The sequence below is a fragment of the Aquimarina sp. 2-A2 genome (genome assembly GCF_045505135.1).
GTDB lineage: Bacteria > Bacteroidota > Bacteroidia > Flavobacteriales > Flavobacteriaceae > Aquimarina > Aquimarina intermedia.
This window is the reverse complement of record NZ_JBJKFI010000008.1, coordinates 78,249-96,671: the sequence shown is the minus strand read 5'-3', so window position 1 is coordinate 96,671 and position 18,423 is coordinate 78,249. Positions and strand designations below refer to the sequence as shown.

Here is an 18,423-nt window from a genome sequence, read left to right as displayed (position 1 = left end):
CAGAAGTTTACAATGAAGAGACGTATAAAAAAAGTTGCAGTTGTTGGATCAGGAATTATGGGATCCGGTATTGCATGTCATTTCGCAAACATTGGTGTCGAAGTATTACTATTAGACATTGTGCCAAGAGAGCTTAATGATAAAGAAAAAGCAAAAGGACTAACCTTAGAAGATAAGGTTGTTCGTAACCGATTGGTAAATGATGCGCTTACCGCTTCATTAAAATCAAAACCTTCTCCTATTTATCATCAAAAATTTGCCAATAGAATTACTACCGGTAACTTAGAAGATGATATCGCAAAAGTAAGTGAGGTGGATTGGATCATCGAGGTCGTTGTAGAACGCCTTGATATTAAGAAAATGGTTTTTGAAAACCTTGAAAAACATAGAACTCCGGGTACTTTGATTACTTCGAATACTTCTGGTATTCCGATCAAGTTCATGAATGAAGGTCGTAGTGAAGATTTTCAAAAGCATTTCTGTGGGACACACTTTTTCAACCCTCCTCGTTATTTAAAGTTATTTGAAATTATTCCGGGACCTAACACTGCTCCAGAAGTACTTGATTTCTTAAACAGTTATGGAGAGCAATATTTAGGTAAAACATCGGTGGTAGCTAAAGATACTCCGGCGTTTATCGGTAACCGTGTTGGTATTTTTAGCATTATGAGTTTATTTCACATGGTCAAAGACATGGATCTGACCATCGAAGAAGTGGATAAACTTACCGGACCGGTAATTGGTCGTCCTAAATCGGCAACTTTCCGTACGGTTGATGTTGTTGGGTTAGACACCTTGGTTCATGTAGCAAACGGAATTGCAGAAAACTGTCCGAATGACGAAAAACATGACCTCTTCAAACTTCCAGGCTTCATCGACACAATGATGGAGAAAAAATGGTTAGGAAGTAAGACCGGACAAGGATTCTACAAAAAAGAAGTTGCTAAAGACGGAGCTAAACAAATTCTTTCTTTAGATCTTAACACATTAGATTACAGAGCAAATAAAAGAGCTTCTTTTCCAACCTTAGAAATGACTAAGACTATTGATAAGGTAGCTGATCGTTTTAAAGTATTGGTAAAAGGAAAAGATAAAGCAGGTGAGTTTTATCGTAAAAATTTCTCCGCGCTTTTCGCCTATGTTTCGAATCGTATTCCTGAAATTACCGATGAGCTTTACAAAATCGATGATGCAATGAAAGCCGGTTTTGGTTGGGAGCATGGTCCCTTCCAAATATGGGATGCTATCGGACTTGAAAAAGGAATTGAAATGATGAAAGCTGAAGGTGAGGAACCTGCAGCATGGGTAAATGAAATGATTGCTTCAGGAAACACTTCGTTTTATTCAGTTAAAAATGGAGCTACCTACTTTTATGATATTCCTAAAAAGGAATTGGTTAAAAAGCCTGGTCAAGATGCTTTTATCATTTTAGATAATATTAGAAAATCTTCCGAAGTCTTTAAAAATAGTGGTGTTGTGGTCGAAGATCTTGGTGACGGTATCCTTAATGTAGAGTTTCAAAGTAAAATGAATAGTATTGGCGGTGATGTACTTGCCGGACTAAACAAGGCTATTGATATAGCAGAAAAAGATTTTCAAGGACTGGTTGTAGGAAATCAAGGACCTAACTTCTCTGTAGGAGCTAATATCGGTATGATTTTCATGATGGCTGTAGAGCAGGAATATGATGAGTTGAATATGGCTATTAAGTATTTTCAGGACTCATGTATGCGATTGCGCTACTCCTCTATTCCAACGGTTGTTGCGCCGCATGGTATGACACTGGGTGGTGGTTGTGAGATGACGCTACACGCTGATAAAGTAGTGGCTGCTGCAGAAAGTTATATCGGACTTGTAGAATTTGGTGTTGGAGTGATCCCCGGTGGTGGTGGTTCCAAAGAGATGGCACTTAGAGCGTCGGACTTATTCCAAAAAAATGATGTAGAGCTGAACGTATTACAAGAACATTTCTTAACCATTGGAATGGCAAAAGTATCTACATCTGCTTACGAGGCATATGATACTAATATCCTTCAACATGGAAAAGATATTGTAGTAGTAAACAAAGATCGACAGATCGCTACAGCAAAGGCACATGCCAAATTAATGGCCGAGCAAGGCTACACGCAACCTGTTCTTCGTAAAGATGTGAAGGTATTGGGTAAACAAGCCTTGGGTATGTTCCTTGTTGGAACAGATTCTATGGAGGCTGGTAAATACATTTCTGAACATGATAGAAAGATCGCCAACAAACTAGCTTATGTAATGGCTGGTGGAGATTTATCGGAAGCTTCTTACGTGTCTGAGCAATATCTACTAGATCTAGAAAGAGAAGCATTCTTGTCGCTTACAACCGAACGTAAAACGCTGGAGCGTATAGAACATATGCTTAAAAAAGGAAAACCACTTAGAAATTAGAAAATTGACAGTTTAGACTAATTTACGTCTTGGTTCCTGTCCCTTGATTCTTGAATCAATTTTATAACATAAAAAAAAATGAAAACAGCATATATAGTAAAAGCATATCGAACTGCCGTAGGTAAGGCACCTCGCGGAGTGTTCAGATTTAAAAGACCCGATGAATTGGCCGCAGAAACCATCGAACATATGATGAGTGAACTGCCTAATTTTGATAAGACCCGAATCGATGATGTTATTGTTGGTAATGCCATGCCCGAGGCAGAGCAAGGGCTTAACGTTGCTCGTTTAATATCTCTTATGGGATTAAAGATAGAGGATGTCCCTGGAGTAACTGTGAATAGATACTGTGCTTCAGGAATCGAAACGATTGGTATGGCGACGGCTAAAATCCAGTCAGGTATGGCAGATTGTATTATTGCAGGAGGTGCAGAAAGCATGTCTTACATTCCGATGGGTGGTTATAAACCTACTCCGGATTATAAACTAGCTGCCAATGGTCACGAAGATTACTATTGGGGAATGGGACTTACCGCAGAAGCAGTAGCCCATCAATTCAATGTTTCTCGTGAGGATCAGGATGAATTTGCATACCATTCTCATATGAAAGCCCTAAAAGCGCAAGCAGAAGGTAAATTTGACGACCAGATTGTTCCTATTAATGTTGAGCATACTTATGTTGATGAAAACAGTAAAAAGGTAACCAAAAATTACACGGTGAATAAGGATGAAGGTCCCCGTGCAGGAACTTCCAAGGAAGTGTTAGGTAAGTTACGTCCGGTTTTTGAAGCTGGCGGAAGTGTAACTGCCGGTAACTCTTCTCAAATGAGTGATGGCGCAGCATTTGTGTTGGTGATGAGCGAAGAAATGGTGAAGGAGCTAAATCTGGAACCAATCGCCCGACTTGTTAACTACGCTGCAGCGGGTGTTGAACCGAGAATTATGGGGATCGGACCTGTAAAAGCGATTCCAAAAGCTTTAAAACAAGCAGGATTAAAACAACAAGATGTTGAGTTAATCGAATTGAATGAGGCTTTTGCTTCGCAATCACTTGCCGTGATGAGAGAACTTGATCTTAATCAGGATATCGTAAATGTTAATGGTGGTGCTATTGCTTTAGGTCATCCACTAGGATGTACGGGTGCTAAATTATCTGTTCAATTATTCGATGAGATGCGTAAGCGTGATATGACAGGAAAATACGGAATGGTAACCATGTGTGTAGGAACCGGACAAGGTGCTGCAGGAATCTATGAGTTCCTAAAGTAAGAATAGAGAACAGAGAGCAGAGAGCAAAGAACAGAGAAAATTAATTTTGAAGAAAAGACATAATTATAAAAATTTGAAAATATGGAAGTTAGGATTAGAAATCGCTAATGATATATCTGATATTTTACTGTCTTTTCCTAAACATGAAAGATATGATCTAAGCTCACAAATTAGTAGATGCTCTGTTTCTTTACCTAGTAACCTAGTTGAAGGTTCAGGAAGATCGAATAAATCATTTAATAATTTCATTGATTATTCTTTGAGTTCTTCTTTCGAATTAGGGACACAACTTTTGATAGCAAATCATAGGGGATATATTGATATTGACACTTTACAAAAACTTGAATATAAAATTGAAGAATGGCAGAAAATGACTATGGGTTTCCAAAATAGTTTGAATTCTTAAAGTCTTTTTTCTCTCTTCTTTTTCTTAACAAATAAAATCTAAAAACAATGAGTACAGAAGCTATAAATAAAGATCTACTTAGAGGAGGACAATTCCTTGTAAAAGAAACAAAAGCAGAAGATATTTTCACAATGGAAGATTTCTCTGAAGAACAAAAAATGATGCGCGATAGTGCTAAAGAATTCGTTGATCGTGAATTATGGGCTAATTGGGAGCGCTTTGAGCAAAAAGATTACGCCTTTACAGAAGAATGTATGCGCAAAGCAGGTGAACTTGGTTTACTAGGTGTAGCTGTACCAGAGGCTTATGATGGTTTAGGTATGGGATTCGTATCTACAATGTTAGTTTGTGATTATATTTCTGGCGCTACAGGTTCGTTTAGTACAGCATTTGGTGCACATACGGGTATCGGTACAATGCCTATCACCTTATACGGTAATGAGGAGCAAAAGAAAAAATACGTTCCAAAATTAGCTACTGGTGAGTGGTTTGGTGCCTATTGCCTTACAGAGCCAGGAGCTGGATCTGATGCAAACTCAGGAAAAACAAAAGCAGTTTTATCTGATGACGGTAAACATTATTTGATTTCAGGTCAAAAGATGTGGATTTCGAATGCAGGATTTTGTAACGTGTTCATCGTATTTGCCAGAATTGGAGACGATAAAAACATTACCGGATTCATTGTTGAAAATGATGCATCAAATGGTATTTCCATGGGAGACGAAGAGAAGAAGTTAGGTATTCACTCCTCTTCTACCCGTCAGGTATTCTTTAGTGATACCAAAGTACCGGTAGAAAATATGTTATCTGAGCGTGGTAATGGATTCAAAATTGCTATGAATGCGTTGAATGTGGGTCGTATTAAATTAGCTGCAGCGTGTCTGGATGCACAACGTCGTGTGATCGGAGAAGCTACAAAGTATGCTAACGAACGTATTCAGTTTAAAACGCCCATCGTAAATTTTGGTGCAATTAAAGCCAAATTAGCAGAAATGGCAACCAATACATACGCAGATGAATCTGCTAGCTACCGTGCTGCTAAAAATATTGAAGATCGAATTGCATTACGTCAAGCGGAAGGGAATTCACATCAGGAAGCGGAACTTAAAGGTGTTGAAGAATATGCAATTGAATGTTCTATCCTTAAAGTAGCTGTTTCTGAAGATGTTCAGAATACAACTGATGAAGGTATTCAGATTTTTGGAGGAATGGGATTCTCTGCAGATACTCCAATGGAATCTGCGTGGAGAGATGCACGTATCTCTCGAATCTATGAAGGAACGAATGAAATTAACAGAATGCTCGCTGTAGGTATGTTAGTCAAAAAAGCGATGAAAGGTCATGTAGATCTTTTAGGGCCTGCGATGAAAGTTGCTGATGAGCTTACCGGAATACCTTCATTTGATACGCCTGATTATTCAGAATTATTCGCTGAAGAAAAAGAAATTTTAGGGAAGCTAAAGAAGGTATTTCTTATGGTAGCTGGAGCTGCAGTACAGAAATTCGGTCCAGAGTTAGATAAGCACCAACAATTATTGTTAGCTGCTTCTGATATTCTTATCGAAATCTATATGGCAGAATCTACTATTCTACGTACAGAGAAAAACGCAAAGCGTTTTGGAGAAGAGTCACAAGAAACTCAAATCGCGATGTCTCAATTGTATCTGTACAACGCAGTAGACATCGTTATCAAACAAGGTAAGGAAGCTATTGTCTCTTTTGCTGAAGGTGATGAACAACGTATGATGCTTATGGGACTTAAACGCTTTACCAAGTATGCTAATCAACCTAATGTTGTAGCGTTGCGTACGAAAATAGCAGATAAGATAGCTGCAGAAAATGGATATTTCATTGCTTAATTTAAAGTAATAATCTTAGATATTTTTTAAAATTTAAATAATCTCTAATATTGAAACACCTTTCATTTAATTAAAATGGAAGGTGTTTTCTTTTACATTTGTTTTTCAGAATAATTACTAAAAATTTTAGTGCCCTATAAGAACTATGAATCTTATCTTTTCTATAATTGGGAAACTCTACACTTAAAGACCTCATATTTTTCTAAAATCACACATCTTACTTACGGAAAAACAGTACTTTATAAAAAAACTTGGTTAGTTATTAACACGCAAACGTTATAGCACTTTCTCATTTTTGCTTTATTACATACTTCATAATAACTTAGTAAAAAAACGGAGATATTATCAATTTTACAATGGAAATAAATACAATTTAATAACAAGTATCCTCAGAGCGAAAAACAACCATTTTTTTTCGTTGAGATTAGCATGTTCCTCTAAAATTTTTAAATAGTCTTCATTAAGTAACTTAAATACTCTTAAAATGAAATGTAATTTGACCTTTTATGTTATGATTTTCATGACATTATTTTCTATATCTTCGGGAAACGCGCAAGATGAAGATGTATTATTTCAAGCCTTTGATTGGAACGTTCAAAATCAACCAGCTGGACAAACATGGTACGATATTGTTTCTCAAAATAGAAATACTATTAAAAACGCCGGGATCGATGTTATATGGATGCCACCTCCTAGTGACGCTGCTTCTCCTCAAGGATACCTTCCAAGAGAATTATATAATCTAAACAGTGCTTACGGTACAAAAAATCAATTGGTTAACCTGATTGACCAATATCACACACTGGGCATTAAGGTATTGAGCGACATTGTCATTAATCACAGAGTAGGATCTCCTGACGCTGTGACATTTGTAAACCCTGCATGGCCCACGTATTATATTACCGCAGATGACGAGGGTAGAAACTTTGTTAGTTATCCGGTAAATTTTAGTGGCAACACAGATTACTTTCCCGGTACTTCACTCAAATCGGATGGATCCAACGGTACCTACGCAGCTGCAAGAGATTTGGATCATAAAAACCCTGAGGTACGCGGTGAAATTATCAATTGGATGAAATTCTTGAAAAATGACATTGGTTTTGATGGATGGAGATATGATTTTGTTCATGGCTATGATCCGATCTATAATAAACAATACAATGATGCTACAAATCCATACTTCGCTGTTGGAGAGCTATTAGAAAGTAGTCGTGTACAAACTAATAATTGGGTGAATTATACTCAGCAATCCTCGTCAGCTTTTGACTTTAACACCAAGGTAACTTTACAGAACGCTTTAAGAGATAACAATCTATCTTATTTAAGAGATGGGAATGGAAAACCTTCTGGAATGATTGGTGTCAACCCTTCAAAATCGGTTACATTTCTGGAAAATCATGATACAGGCGCTGCACAACAATGCTGTGGTCCGGGATATGTTTTTCCTGGAGGAGAGACTAATTTGAGAAAAGGGTATGCTTATATACTCTCCCATCCGGGGAATCCAATGATATTTTGGACACATTTTTTTGATACGGGTGCTGGAGTTCAAAATGCAATAAAAGATTTAATTGCTGTTCGCAAGAGTGTTCGGATTCATGCTGGTTCCTCTATCAACATTGCGGAAGCGCGTAATGATCTATATGCAGCTTATATTGATGGTAAAAGTGGAACCTTGGCTATGAAACTTGGTAACGGTTCTTGGTCTCCTAATGGAAGTGGCTGGACGCTTCGAACCTCTGGTAATGGCTATGCTGTCTGGAGCAAAGGTGCCAGCACTCCTACTACAGCGGTTCCTCCATTTAAAGTAAATTTTAAAAAACCAGCTGCATGGAATACTGCAATCAATGTATACCTTTTTAATGCCTCTACAAATTCCAAATTATCAGGTACCGCTAACTGGCCCGGGCAATCCATGAACACCATTTCGGGAACACCCTGGTATGAATATACAATAACTCCCGATGCAAATGTAAAAGCATCAGACATTCGATTAATTTTTAATGACGGGAATAATCAGACCTTAGATTTAGTAAGAGCTACAAATGGATGGTATGCTAATAATTCATGGAGCACTTCTTGCCCGTCGAACTGCCCAAGCACAGCGATTATTGAGAATGAGATCACTTATCGCTTTAACCGACCGAATGGATGGGGTACAACAAGTAATATCTATTTGTTCGATGCCTCTACAAACACTAAACTACCAGGAACCCCAAATTGGCCAGGTCAAGCAATGAATCCAATTAGCGGAACTCAGTGGAGTCAATTTAATTATACTATACCTGCCGGAGTTTCGGCTTCTAACATCCGAGTACTATTCAACAACGGCAATGGAGATCAGACGGTTGATCTTTCTCGTTCTACGAGTGGATGGTTTATCACTACTCGTGTTGTCAATGGTAAACGAACAGGGCAATGGACTGCAAATTGTACTACCGATTGTCCTATACAAAATCGGTCAATGATGCGAGCAGAAACTGTTGGCAAAGTAAGATTGGGAGATAATTTTACAACAATCGCTCCTAATCCAATTAACGCTACATCTCAATTAACTTTATCTGTCAACCATAGTGGAGTATTGGACGTTATCATATCTGACATGAATGGGCATCTTGTAACATCAATCAATCAAAGAATTAAATCAGGATATCATGCTTTGCCAATCAACACCGAAAAATTCTTAAAAAGCGGTCTATATTTCTGCACTGTTTTGTTGGACGGAAAAATGATTAAGAATATTAAACTTATCAAAAAATAGACTATATATTTCATCTATATTTAAAACCGTTTTCGATCTGAAAACGGTTTTTTATTTAATAGCATTTCGTTACAGTAAAAAAAATAGCATTGAATATTAGCATAGTTTTAAAACTAATTCCTCACAATTTATAAATAACACCTGTATTTTTGCTTAAAATAGGCTACCTCATGGATTTACAGTTCGCTAAACAAATTGCAATCGGGATACTAGTTTTACTTGTTACTTTTTTCCTACTGCAGTTTTTATTACAAAAAATCGGTAAGAACTCTAATTCTATTTTACCGGTTCGTTTTGCCAAACGTATCAAGATTCCTTTATTTCTATTCTTGTTAGCCACCGGGGTACGATTGGGTCTGGTAAGTCAATATATTCCCGAAAACTATTTTGAATATATCAAATCAATAAGCACAGTCCTTTATATTATATCCATCACTTGGGGATTGATCGTAATGATCAAAATTATCAAGCATCGCGTAATACGACATTATGACCTTAGCGTATCTGATAACCTACATGCTCGTAAAATTTATACCCAATTTAATATATTAGAACGCATTGTTATTTTTATTATCATCCTCTTTGCTATTGGTGTTGCACTTATGAGCTTTGATAGTATACGCAGTGTAGGTGTAAGTATGCTTACTTCGGCCGGAGTAGCAGGAATCATCATAGGCTTTTCGGCACAAAAGGCATTAGGAACTTTATTGGCAGGAATTCAAATTGCTTTTACACAACCAATACGAATGGATGATGTAGTCATTGTAGAGGGAGAATGGGGTACTATTGAAGAAATAACTTTAACCTATGTCGTTATAAAGATATGGGACAAAAGAAGACTGGTTGTACCGACAACCTATTTTATTGAAAAACCCTTTCAAAATTGGACGCGAAGCTCTTCGGATCTTTTAGGTACTGTATATATCTACACCGATTATCAGATTCAAATTGAAGCCTTACGTACCGAACTAAAAAATATTTTGGATAACACCCCTTTGTGGGATAATAATGTTCAAAATATTCAAGTGACGAACGCAACTAAAGAAGCTATTGAAATAAGAGCACTTATGAGCGCCAGAAACTCATCTGACGCATGGGATCTACGGGTACTCGTTCGAGAAAAGTTACTTATATTTATTCAACAACATCACAAAGAAAGCATCCCTCATACACGCATTTATTTAGATAAGTCACACGGTACTACTGATCGTGATGTATAATATCCATTACTTCCTCCTCCTTGGTTAGACCTCCAGAAAAGTTAGCGGCGGTTTCTATGAGTGCCAGGTGTGAATACGCTTGAGGAAAGTTGCCCAACAGACGTTTACTGTCAAAATCTATATCCTCACTGAACAAGCCTAGATGATTGCTATACGATAACAATTGATCAAACAATTGTTTTGATTTTTCTTTTTCTCCAATTTTATACAAACTATTGATGAACCAAAAACTACAAATTGTAAAAGAAGAAGAAGGTAGTCCAAAATCATCCTTATTCTTATAACGATACATGAGCCCATTATTGCATAATTCACGTTCTGTAGCTTTGACGGTACTTATAAAGCGATGATCGTTTGCAGCTATGAACCCATAAGATTCCATTAACAACGTTGAAGCATCCAAGTCGCTTGTACCATATGATTGTGTATAGGCTTGTATATCCTCATTCCATGCGTTTTCATAAATATCCTTATAAATACGATCTCTTAGTGCTGTCCAACGTGGAATTGTTTTTGGTTTATTGATTAACTCACCAATTTTTATAGCACGATCTATCGCTACCCAGCATAATAATTTAGAGAAAGTAAAATGCCGCTCTTCGGTCCTAAATTCCCATATGCCTTTATCTGCTTTTTCCCAATTGACGTTAACTATATGCACGATACTTTTACAAATTGTCCACAAGCCCTCACTGTTATCTAAATCACATTCAAACTCGGCAAATTGCTGATAAATAACATCCATCAAAATACCATAGATATCATTTTGCTTTTGATGATACGCAGCATTACCAATGCGAACAGGTTTCGAATTCTGATAACCACTTAAATGATCCAATGTCTTTTCGGTAAGATCTTTTTCTCCATTGATCCCATACATGATTTGTATCTTTTCATCCTTATCAGGTATGATATCAATAATAAACTGAAGAAAACGCTGTGCTAACCGCTTGTGTCCTAAATTTGAGACCACTTTTATCACCATAGAAGCATCCCGAATCCAACAAAAACGATAATCCCAGTTACGCACCTCCCCGATAGTTTCAGGTAACGAGGTAGTTGCTGCTGCCAACACCGCTCCGGATTTATCATAACTTAATAATTTAAGTACTAGAGCACTTCGTAAAATTTGATCATTGTAATATTTATATTCTGTTGTATTTTCACTCCAGTTGAGCCAATATACACGTGTACGTTGTAATTTAAGGTAACAACGCTCTAAGGATTGCGTTAAAATTTTCTCGTGATAACTAATTACAAAATAGCCATTCTCTCTCAATTCAATTTCCTGAGAATCATGAACCTTCTGAAGATTAAAGTTTGAATAAAGATACAGGGTATCATACTTATCTTCATTATTAATACTCTTAATATACCCTTCTTCTACCTCAAACTCTGTAACACCCAACGCATATTCTAATTTAGGATGGTAATTTGGAGTAAATTTGGGAGTTCCCGAGATAAGTTTAATATATCGTATGATATCTGGCGGAGCATAAAAGGAACCATCTTCATTCTTGTATCTTGGCATAAAATCAATACATTCGAAGACATCGGTGCCATTACTAAACTCGGTAACCAGAATATTTGTTTTATGAATATACTTTTGAGAAATAGTATAATCAGCTCCCACTTCTATACTAAAGCTCCCTCCTATTTTCTCATCCAATATTTTGGCAAAAACTGAATAAGAATCAAAATTGGGCAAGCAACACCAATCTAAAGAACCATATTTTGAAATGAGTGCTGCACTCTTACAGTTTCCAATAATTCCGTAGTCCAAATTATTCATAAATACTAAAATTCTTTTAAATAGTCTTTTATTAAGTCTCGATTCACGAAATTTATAAAATAAAAAAAACAATTGACCTCCTTTAACCACATTTTATGAGTAAAACTATCATTATATCAAACAGACTACCGCTGCAATTACATATTGATAAAAAAATAGTCACCAGCACTCCAAGTGTTGGTGGATTAGCCACAGGAATGAAGCCGGTTCATGCAGCTAATGATAGTATATGGATTGGGTGGAATGGTGTAAACGAAGAAGAAATTGACGATACCATAAAAGCAAATATAGACAGTACATTAAGAGACCATAAATGTTTAGGTGTTTCTTTAACAAAAAAAGAGATAGATGAGTATTATTATGGTTTTAGCAATACCACGCTATGGCCTCTATTTCATTATTTCTTAGAGTATACTGAATTTGAAAAACATACCTGGGAGACTTACCAATCCGTTAACCAAAAATTTGCCGATGTCATTTTAAATACCGTTGAAAGCGGAGATAGGATTTGGATACATGACTACCAATTATTATTGGTCCCCAGTCTTATACGAAAAAAGAGATCCGATGTTTCCATCGGTTTTTTTCTGCATATTCCGTTTCCGTCCTACGAAGTTTTTAGAACTATCCCTTGTAGAGAGGCATTGCTAAAAGGTATGCTGGGTGCTGATTTGTTAGGTTTTCACACCTATGATTACGAACGTCATTTTTTAAGTTCTGTACAACGCATACTAGGATACGACAGTAGTTTTAATACCATCACCCTAGACAATCGCAGTGTAAAAGTCGATTCTTTTCCAATGGGTATAGATTATGATAATTTTCATGAAAGTGCAAAACTTCACAATGCAAAAGAAAAAAGAGATAAAAGTATAATTCAACAAGGCTTAGACAAACATCAGCTTGATAATGATCAAGCCAAACTGATTTTATCCATTGATCGTTTGGATTATACCAAAGGAATTGATAAACGCCTAAGAGCTTTTGAGTATTTTCTGGAGAAATATCCTGAGTTTAAAGGTAAAGTTCGATTGGTGATGCTTGCAGTTCCTTCCCGAGCAAAAGTGCCCCAATATCAACGATTAAAAAAAGAAATCGATCAGTTGGTTGGAAGAATCAATGGAAAATTTGCTGAAATTAGTTGGACACCTATCTGGTATTTTTATCGTTCCCTCCCTTTTGAGAATCTAATTGATCTCTATACATCAAGTGAAGTTGCTTTATTGACACCTATTAGAGACGGGATGAATTTGGTTGCGAAAGAATATATCGCTTCTAAAGTTGACAAAAAAGGAGTGTTGATTTTAAGCGAAATGACCGGGGCAGCTAATGAAATGAGTGAAGCATTACTTATCAACCCTAATAACTTTGAAGAAATTGCCGACACCCTAAAGTTAGCTTTGGAAATGCCCGAAAAGGAACAAATTAAACGAAATTCAGCTTTACAGAAACGATTAAAACGTTACAATGTAGATAAATGGGCTACTGATTTTATGGAGGCCTTGAAAAGCTCCACCCATCATGGCAAGCGATACACCTTGCAACGACTAGAGAATCAGTCGAGAACTAATTTGGTAGAACAGTTTAAGAAAGCCAAAAAAAGAATTCTTTTTGTGGACTATGATGGAACACTCACACCCTTTGAAAAACTTCCGGAAAATGCAAAACCAACATCAAAAATATTTGATTTACTGGACACCCTGAATAAGCAAGAAAACACAAAACTTGTCATTATAACAGGACGAGATAAAATGACTTTTAATGAATGGTTTGGTCATAAAGACTATACCTTGATTACCGAACACGGTGTCTGGTTAAAGCAGCCTAAAAAGGATTGGGAACTTCTGGAGCGTGTAGATAACAAATGGTTTGATGCTATTGCTCCTATTTTAGAATCCTTCACTGATCGCACACCCGGCTCGTTAATCGAGAGAAAAAATTATTCGCTGGCCTGGCATTTTAGAAATGTAGATCCCGAATTGGGTAAGAATAGATCTAATGAACTCAAAATTACAATTCAACAATTGATTGCAAATCATAATCTTGAAATCTTAGAAGGGGATAAAGTTCTTGAAATTAAAGTAAGTGGAGTGAATAAAGGGAAATCTGCGTCAAAAATGTTAATAGATGACCCCTATGATTTCATATTTGCGATTGGTGACGACTGGACCGATGAATACATGTTTAAAGAATTACCCGAAACTGCTCATACGGTCAAAGTCGGCTTAAAAAAAACGGTTGCTCAATACTATGTGGATGATACCGAGCAGGTACATGCGCTCTTAAAAGAATTCGTATACTTGTAGTTCACTAAAAAGAATCGCCTGAAATCAAAATTTCACATACTTCCCATCATTATCATTGCGCAATTTTTTTGCACTTCTTTGTGGTTTGCAGGGAATGCGGTGATTGATGAACTCACCAACAAATTCACGGTAGGTTTCAATATTGAGGGTTATGTACTTTCTTCGGTACAACTTGGCTTTATTATTGGAACCTTAAGTTTTGCACTGCTTACGTTGGCAGATAGATTTTCACCTTCTAAAGTCTTCTTTGCGTGTGCTTTACTTGGAGCCTTATCCAATCTCCCGTTGTTACTTCCTGAGGTAAGCATTTTTAATTTACTCACTGCCCGTTTTGCTACAGGCTTTTTTCTTGCCGGTATTTACCCGGTAGGAATGAAAATTGCTTCAGATTATTATAAAGAAGGATTAGGTACGGCACTTGGATTCTTGGTCGGCGCTTTAGTTTTGGGTACTGCTTTACCCCATTTACTTTTTGAGTTCAATAGCGATAATGCTTTTAATACAGTGCTTCTAAGCACCTCTTTTCTGTCTACATTGGGCGGATTCTTAATTTTCTTTTTTGTTCCCGATGGTCCGTATCGATCCCCGGCACTTCGCATTCAGTTGGGTGTAATCACCCAGTTATTCAGTATAACTTCCTTTAGAAAAGCTGCAATTGGATATTTTGGTCATATGTGGGAGCTATATGCATTTTGGGGATTTGTTCCCTTAATTTTAAAGACATATTCTCAACTTCAGGGCATATCTATTCCCATTGCGCTATGGTCTTTTATTATTATTGCCATTGGATCTATCTCCTGTATTGTCGGAGGCTTTATTTCCCTAAAAATAGGCAGCAAAAAAGTAGCCCGCTTCATGCTAATGTGCTCCGCCCTCTTTTGCTTGGCCTCTCCTCTATTTTTTAAAGTATCTCCTTACTTATTTCTGATTATACTTTGTTTATGGGGAATGGTTGTGATCGCTGATTCTCCTCAATTTTCGAAGATGATAGCCGATGCTGCTCCTCCCGAGTTAAAAGGTACAGGATTAACCATCGTTAATTGTATTGGTTTTGCGATAACCATCATTAGCATCCAACTATTAAATGCCTTAACCGATACGATACCCATCACCTTCCTATTTGTTTTACTCAGTATTGGACCGTTAATCGGATTGTATTTTTTGAGAAAGTAAGACAACGCTGTCAAAGCTTACAAAATTTCACTTCATACTCACGATCACTACAAAAGTAGTAATCACTACGATAAACTATTATTTTATTTATAACTTTGAAACTCATCTAGGACTTGATACATATGAAAATAATACTCACCCTTGTAAGTTTTTTGATAACTGCTCATATTGGTTTACAATCTCAAAATACGATCATCCAAAATATTAAAATTATAGATGTCAAGACAGGTGATATTTCTGAGCCTCTTAACATTTTGATTGCAGGGGATAAAATTGTCGAGATTTCAAAAAAGGTCCATTCTACAAAGGGCGTTTCGAAGGTGGTTGATGGCACCGATACTTTTGCAATCCCCGGTTTAATAGATACACATATACATTTTTTCCAAACTGGTGGACTGTATACCAGGCCGGATGCACTAGATTTGACACATATTTATTCGTATAGAAAGGAAATAGAACGAGCTAAAAAATTAATTCCTGATCATTTTAAAAGATATCTCAGGCTTGGAATTACCAGTGTAATGGATTTAGGTGGTCCATTCTATAACTTCAAAATTCGGGATAGCCTTAGCAAAGACACACTAGCTCCGAATGTTTTTGTCACAGGGCCTTTATTTTCTCCTTACCAACCAAAGGCGTTCTCACAATTAGATGATATCCCAATTGAAAAAATAACATCAATTAACGATGCAAATGCATTATTCGATAAGATGCTGTCATATAAACCAGATTTTATTAAGATTTGGTATATCGCTAACAAGGATCATCCTGCAGAAGACACTTTTGAGATTGTTAATCATATCGCCAAGCGAACACATGATAATAAGCTCAAGCTGGCTGTTCATGCTACGGATTTAAGTACCGCAAAACTAGCTGTCAAAGCGGGTGCGGATATCTTAGTACACAGTATTCGAGATGAAATTATCCCTAAAGATTTTATAGAAGCTCTTAAAGCAAATAATGTCACCTACATCCCAACTTTATTGGTGTCGAAAAACTATATAAGCACATTCTTTTCTGAGTTACCACATCATTCTCAGGATTTAACGTTTGCAAATCCAGAACTATACAACACGCTTTCTGATCTTCAAAAAATCGAAGCATCGCAAACTCCTGAACGATTAAAAAAGGTGCTCCCAAATAAAAAAAACATCTATCATCGATATGAGCAAAGTGATAGCATACAAGCACTTAATCTTAAACTATTATCTGATAATGACGTAGCGATAGCAACAGGCTCTGACGCGGGAAACATAGGCACCATGCATGCATCTTCTTATATTCAGGAGGCTGAACTCATGAAGAAGAGTGGCCTTTCGGCATTTGAGATTTTAAAAGCCTCAACATACAACGCTGCAAAGGCCTTTGGACTAGAGGATAAGATTGGTTCTATTGCAACCGGTAAGATAGCAGATTTAGTATTGTTGAGTAAAAACCCTTTAGATGACATTACTAACTTAAATTCGATTACCGAAGTAATCAAGAGTGGCGTACCCCTGAATATTCTGAATACATATCAAGAAACCCCGTCACAAATAGTACAACGACAGGTAAACGCCTACAATGCAAGGAATATTGAAGCTTTTATGGCAACCTATAGTGATGACATAAAGATTTTTAATTTTCCAGAAGAAATTTCGATAAACGGTAAAGATGAACTTCGCCAACGTTTCAGTCAGTTATTCGAAAAAGTTCCCAACCTCTATTGCGAAATTAAAAACCGAATTGTTCTGGGGAATAAAGTTGTCGATCGTGAGCATGTACGATTTAATGAACGTTATTCGGATGTAATTGCAATTTATGAATTAACAAATAATAAAATATCTAAAGTCACCTTTCTAAGACAATAAACCATATTTCTAATGAGACTATTCTATTTAACAGTATTACTTTTTTTTAGTTATTTATTTACATTAGCACAAACAGATCCTAAGATCTATCAAATCGTCGATGGTATATCTGCAGATCGTATTGAAAAGGATATCAATACTTTAGCCAACTTCGGCACAAGACATACACTAAGTGATACGGTTTCAGAAACACGCGGAATAGGAGCCGCGCGTCGCTGGATAAAATCTGAGTTTGAAAAAATTTCGCAAGCTTGCGGTAACTGTCTTGAAGTTTTTTATCAGAAGAATTTAGTCAAAAAAGGAACAAATCCACGAATAGTCAAAGACGTTTGGGTGGTGAATGTTATTGCAATTCAGCGTGGGACACAGCATCCAAATCGCTTTGTTATGATGAGCGGAGATATTGATTCTCGAGTGACAGATCCCACAGATTTCACCTCTGATTCTCCGGGCGCCAATGATAATGCCAGTGGTATGGCTGGTGCGATTGAAGCTGCACGTGTTTTATCAAAGCACAAATTTGACAGCAGTATTATCTATGCCGGGTTGTCGGGTGAAGAACAAGGTCTTTTTGGAGGCAAAGGACTGGCCGAATATGCAAAGGAAAAAAACTGGGATCTAGTTGGAGTTTTAAACAATGACATGATCGGAAACATACAAGGTGTAGACGGTGTGATCGATAATAGAACCTTCAGAATATTTTCTGAACCTGTGCCTCCAACTGAAACTGAAAAAGAGCGTAACGCTAGACGTTTTTATGGCGGCGAAGTAGACGGAATCTCAAGACAATTAGCGCGTTATATCCATAAAACGGTACAAACGTATATGCCCGAAATGAATCCAATGATGGTCTATCGATTAGATCGATTTGGACGTGGTGGTCATCACCGCCCTTTTAATGATGCCGGATTTGCCGGAATTCGTATTATGGAGGCTCATGAAAACTACACACAACAACATCAGGATCTGAGAGAAGAGAATGGTATCAAATATGGCGACGTGGTGGAGCATGTCAATTTTGACTATGCGGCTAAGCTTACTGCTGTAAATGCTATCACCATGGCTAATATTGCATCGGCACCGCCTGCACCAACTAAGGTTGCCATTGGCGGAATTGTAGAGCCATCAGTTCAGCTAAAATGGCAAAAAGCAAATCATTCAGGAGTTAAAGGATACAAGATTTATTGGAGAGCTACAACATCACCAACATGGGATCACAGTCGATTTGTGGGTGACGTAGATCATTTTTTACTAAAAGGCATTGTTATTGATAATTATTTCTTTGGTGTTGCCACCGTAGGTAAGGACGGACATGAAAGTCCAGTTGCATTTCCTTCAGAAATTTTTAGAACTAGTGACCATTAAAAAA

The 18,423-nt window shown here is 37.0% G+C and carries 11 protein-coding genes; 10 read left to right on the top strand and 1 reads right to left on the bottom strand.

Annotated features, from left to right (window positions below; translation table 11 throughout):
- Positions 1-12: 12 nt before the first annotated feature.
- The 6 genes from ACJRPK_RS16510 to ACJRPK_RS16485 all read left to right on the top strand — a co-directional run bounded on the left by ACJRPK_RS16510 (position 13) and on the right by ACJRPK_RS16485 (position 9,933).
- Positions 13-2,418 (top strand): 3-hydroxyacyl-CoA dehydrogenase NAD-binding domain-containing protein, encoded by a 2,406-nt coding sequence (locus ACJRPK_RS16510; RefSeq protein WP_407141519.1) that lies wholly within the window; start codon positions 13-15, stop codon positions 2,416-2,418.
- Between the two features lie 78 nt (positions 2,419-2,496).
- Positions 2,497-3,687 carry an acetyl-CoA C-acyltransferase gene (locus ACJRPK_RS16505; protein WP_407141518.1) on the top strand — a complete coding sequence of 397 codons (1,191 nt, stop codon included), beginning with the start codon at positions 2,497-2,499 and terminating at the stop codon, positions 3,685-3,687.
- Between the two features lie 73 nt (positions 3,688-3,760).
- Positions 3,761-4,093 carry a four helix bundle protein gene (locus tag ACJRPK_RS16500; protein WP_407141517.1) on the top strand — a complete coding sequence of 111 codons (333 nt, stop codon included), beginning with the start codon at positions 3,761-3,763 and terminating at the stop codon, positions 4,091-4,093.
- Positions 4,094-4,140: 47 nt separating this feature from the next.
- The gene (locus tag ACJRPK_RS16495) at positions 4,141-5,952 is read left to right on the top strand and encodes an acyl-CoA dehydrogenase family protein (protein WP_407141516.1); all 1,812 of its coding nucleotides are present in this window, start codon (positions 4,141-4,143) and stop codon (positions 5,950-5,952) included.
- Between the two features lie 484 nt (positions 5,953-6,436).
- Positions 6,437-8,713 carry a starch-binding protein gene (locus ACJRPK_RS16490; protein WP_407141515.1) on the top strand — a complete coding sequence of 759 codons (2,277 nt, stop codon included), beginning with the start codon at positions 6,437-6,439 and terminating at the stop codon, positions 8,711-8,713.
- Positions 8,714-8,883: 170 nt separating this feature from the next.
- A complete protein-coding gene (locus tag ACJRPK_RS16485; RefSeq protein ID WP_407141514.1) occupies positions 8,884-9,933 on the top strand; it encodes a mechanosensitive ion channel family protein in 1,050 nt (349 codons plus the stop codon).
- Here the strand turns inward: ACJRPK_RS16485 and ACJRPK_RS16480 are convergent.
- The gene (locus tag ACJRPK_RS16480) at positions 9,914-11,725 is read right to left on the bottom strand and encodes a glycoside hydrolase family 15 protein (RefSeq protein ID WP_407141513.1); all 1,812 of its coding nucleotides are present in this window, start codon (positions 11,723-11,725) and stop codon (positions 9,914-9,916) included. The two genes, ACJRPK_RS16485 and ACJRPK_RS16480, sit on opposite strands and share 20 nt — an antisense overlap.
- A 95-nt stretch (positions 11,726-11,820) precedes the next feature.
- Here ACJRPK_RS16480 and ACJRPK_RS16475 point away from each other — a divergent pair, with 95 nt between their 5' ends.
- From ACJRPK_RS16475 to ACJRPK_RS16460, 4 genes are all read left to right on the top strand, one after another.
- The gene (locus ACJRPK_RS16475; protein WP_407141512.1) at positions 11,821-14,031 is read left to right on the top strand and encodes a bifunctional alpha,alpha-trehalose-phosphate synthase (UDP-forming)/trehalose-phosphatase; all 2,211 of its coding nucleotides are present in this window, start codon (positions 11,821-11,823) and stop codon (positions 14,029-14,031) included.
- Positions 14,032-14,049: 18 nt separating this feature from the next.
- Positions 14,050-15,204 carry a nitrate/nitrite transporter gene (locus tag ACJRPK_RS16470; RefSeq protein ID WP_407141567.1) on the top strand — a complete coding sequence of 385 codons (1,155 nt, stop codon included), beginning with the start codon at positions 14,050-14,052 and terminating at the stop codon, positions 15,202-15,204.
- 122 nt (positions 15,205-15,326) lie between these two features.
- Positions 15,327-17,054, top strand: coding sequence for an amidohydrolase family protein (locus ACJRPK_RS16465; protein WP_407141511.1), 1,728 nt, complete (start codon positions 15,327-15,329; stop codon positions 17,052-17,054).
- A gap of 12 nt (positions 17,055-17,066) precedes the next feature.
- Positions 17,067-18,419: a M28 family peptidase gene (locus ACJRPK_RS16460; RefSeq protein ID WP_407141510.1), complete on the top strand. Its 1,353-nt coding sequence runs from the start codon at positions 17,067-17,069 to the stop codon at positions 18,417-18,419.
- Positions 18,420-18,423: the final 4 nt, after the last annotated feature.

Excerpts from the sequence above, each read along its gene's own strand:
- ACJRPK_RS16510 (WP_407141519.1), top strand. The coding sequence starts at position 13 with ATGAAGAGACGTATAAAAAAAGTTGCAGTTGTTGGATCAGGAATTATG.
- ACJRPK_RS16505 (WP_407141518.1), top strand. The coding sequence starts at position 2,497 with ATGAAAACAGCATATATAGTAAAAGCATATCGAACTGCCGTAGGTAAG.
- ACJRPK_RS16495 (WP_407141516.1), top strand. The coding sequence starts at position 4,141 with ATGAGTACAGAAGCTATAAATAAAGATCTACTTAGAGGAGGACAATTC.
- ACJRPK_RS16490 (WP_407141515.1), top strand. The coding sequence starts at position 6,437 with ATGAAATGTAATTTGACCTTTTATGTTATGATTTTCATGACATTATTT.
- ACJRPK_RS16485 (WP_407141514.1), top strand. The coding sequence starts at position 8,884 with ATGGATTTACAGTTCGCTAAACAAATTGCAATCGGGATACTAGTTTTA.
- ACJRPK_RS16480 (WP_407141513.1), bottom strand. The coding sequence starts at position 11,725 with ATGAATAATTTGGACTACGGAATTATTGGAAACTGTAAGAGTGCAGCA.
- ACJRPK_RS16475 (WP_407141512.1), top strand. The coding sequence starts at position 11,821 with ATGAGTAAAACTATCATTATATCAAACAGACTACCGCTGCAATTACAT.
- ACJRPK_RS16465 (WP_407141511.1), top strand. The coding sequence starts at position 15,327 with ATGAAAATAATACTCACCCTTGTAAGTTTTTTGATAACTGCTCATATT.
- ACJRPK_RS16460 (WP_407141510.1), top strand. The coding sequence starts at position 17,067 with ATGAGACTATTCTATTTAACAGTATTACTTTTTTTTAGTTATTTATTT.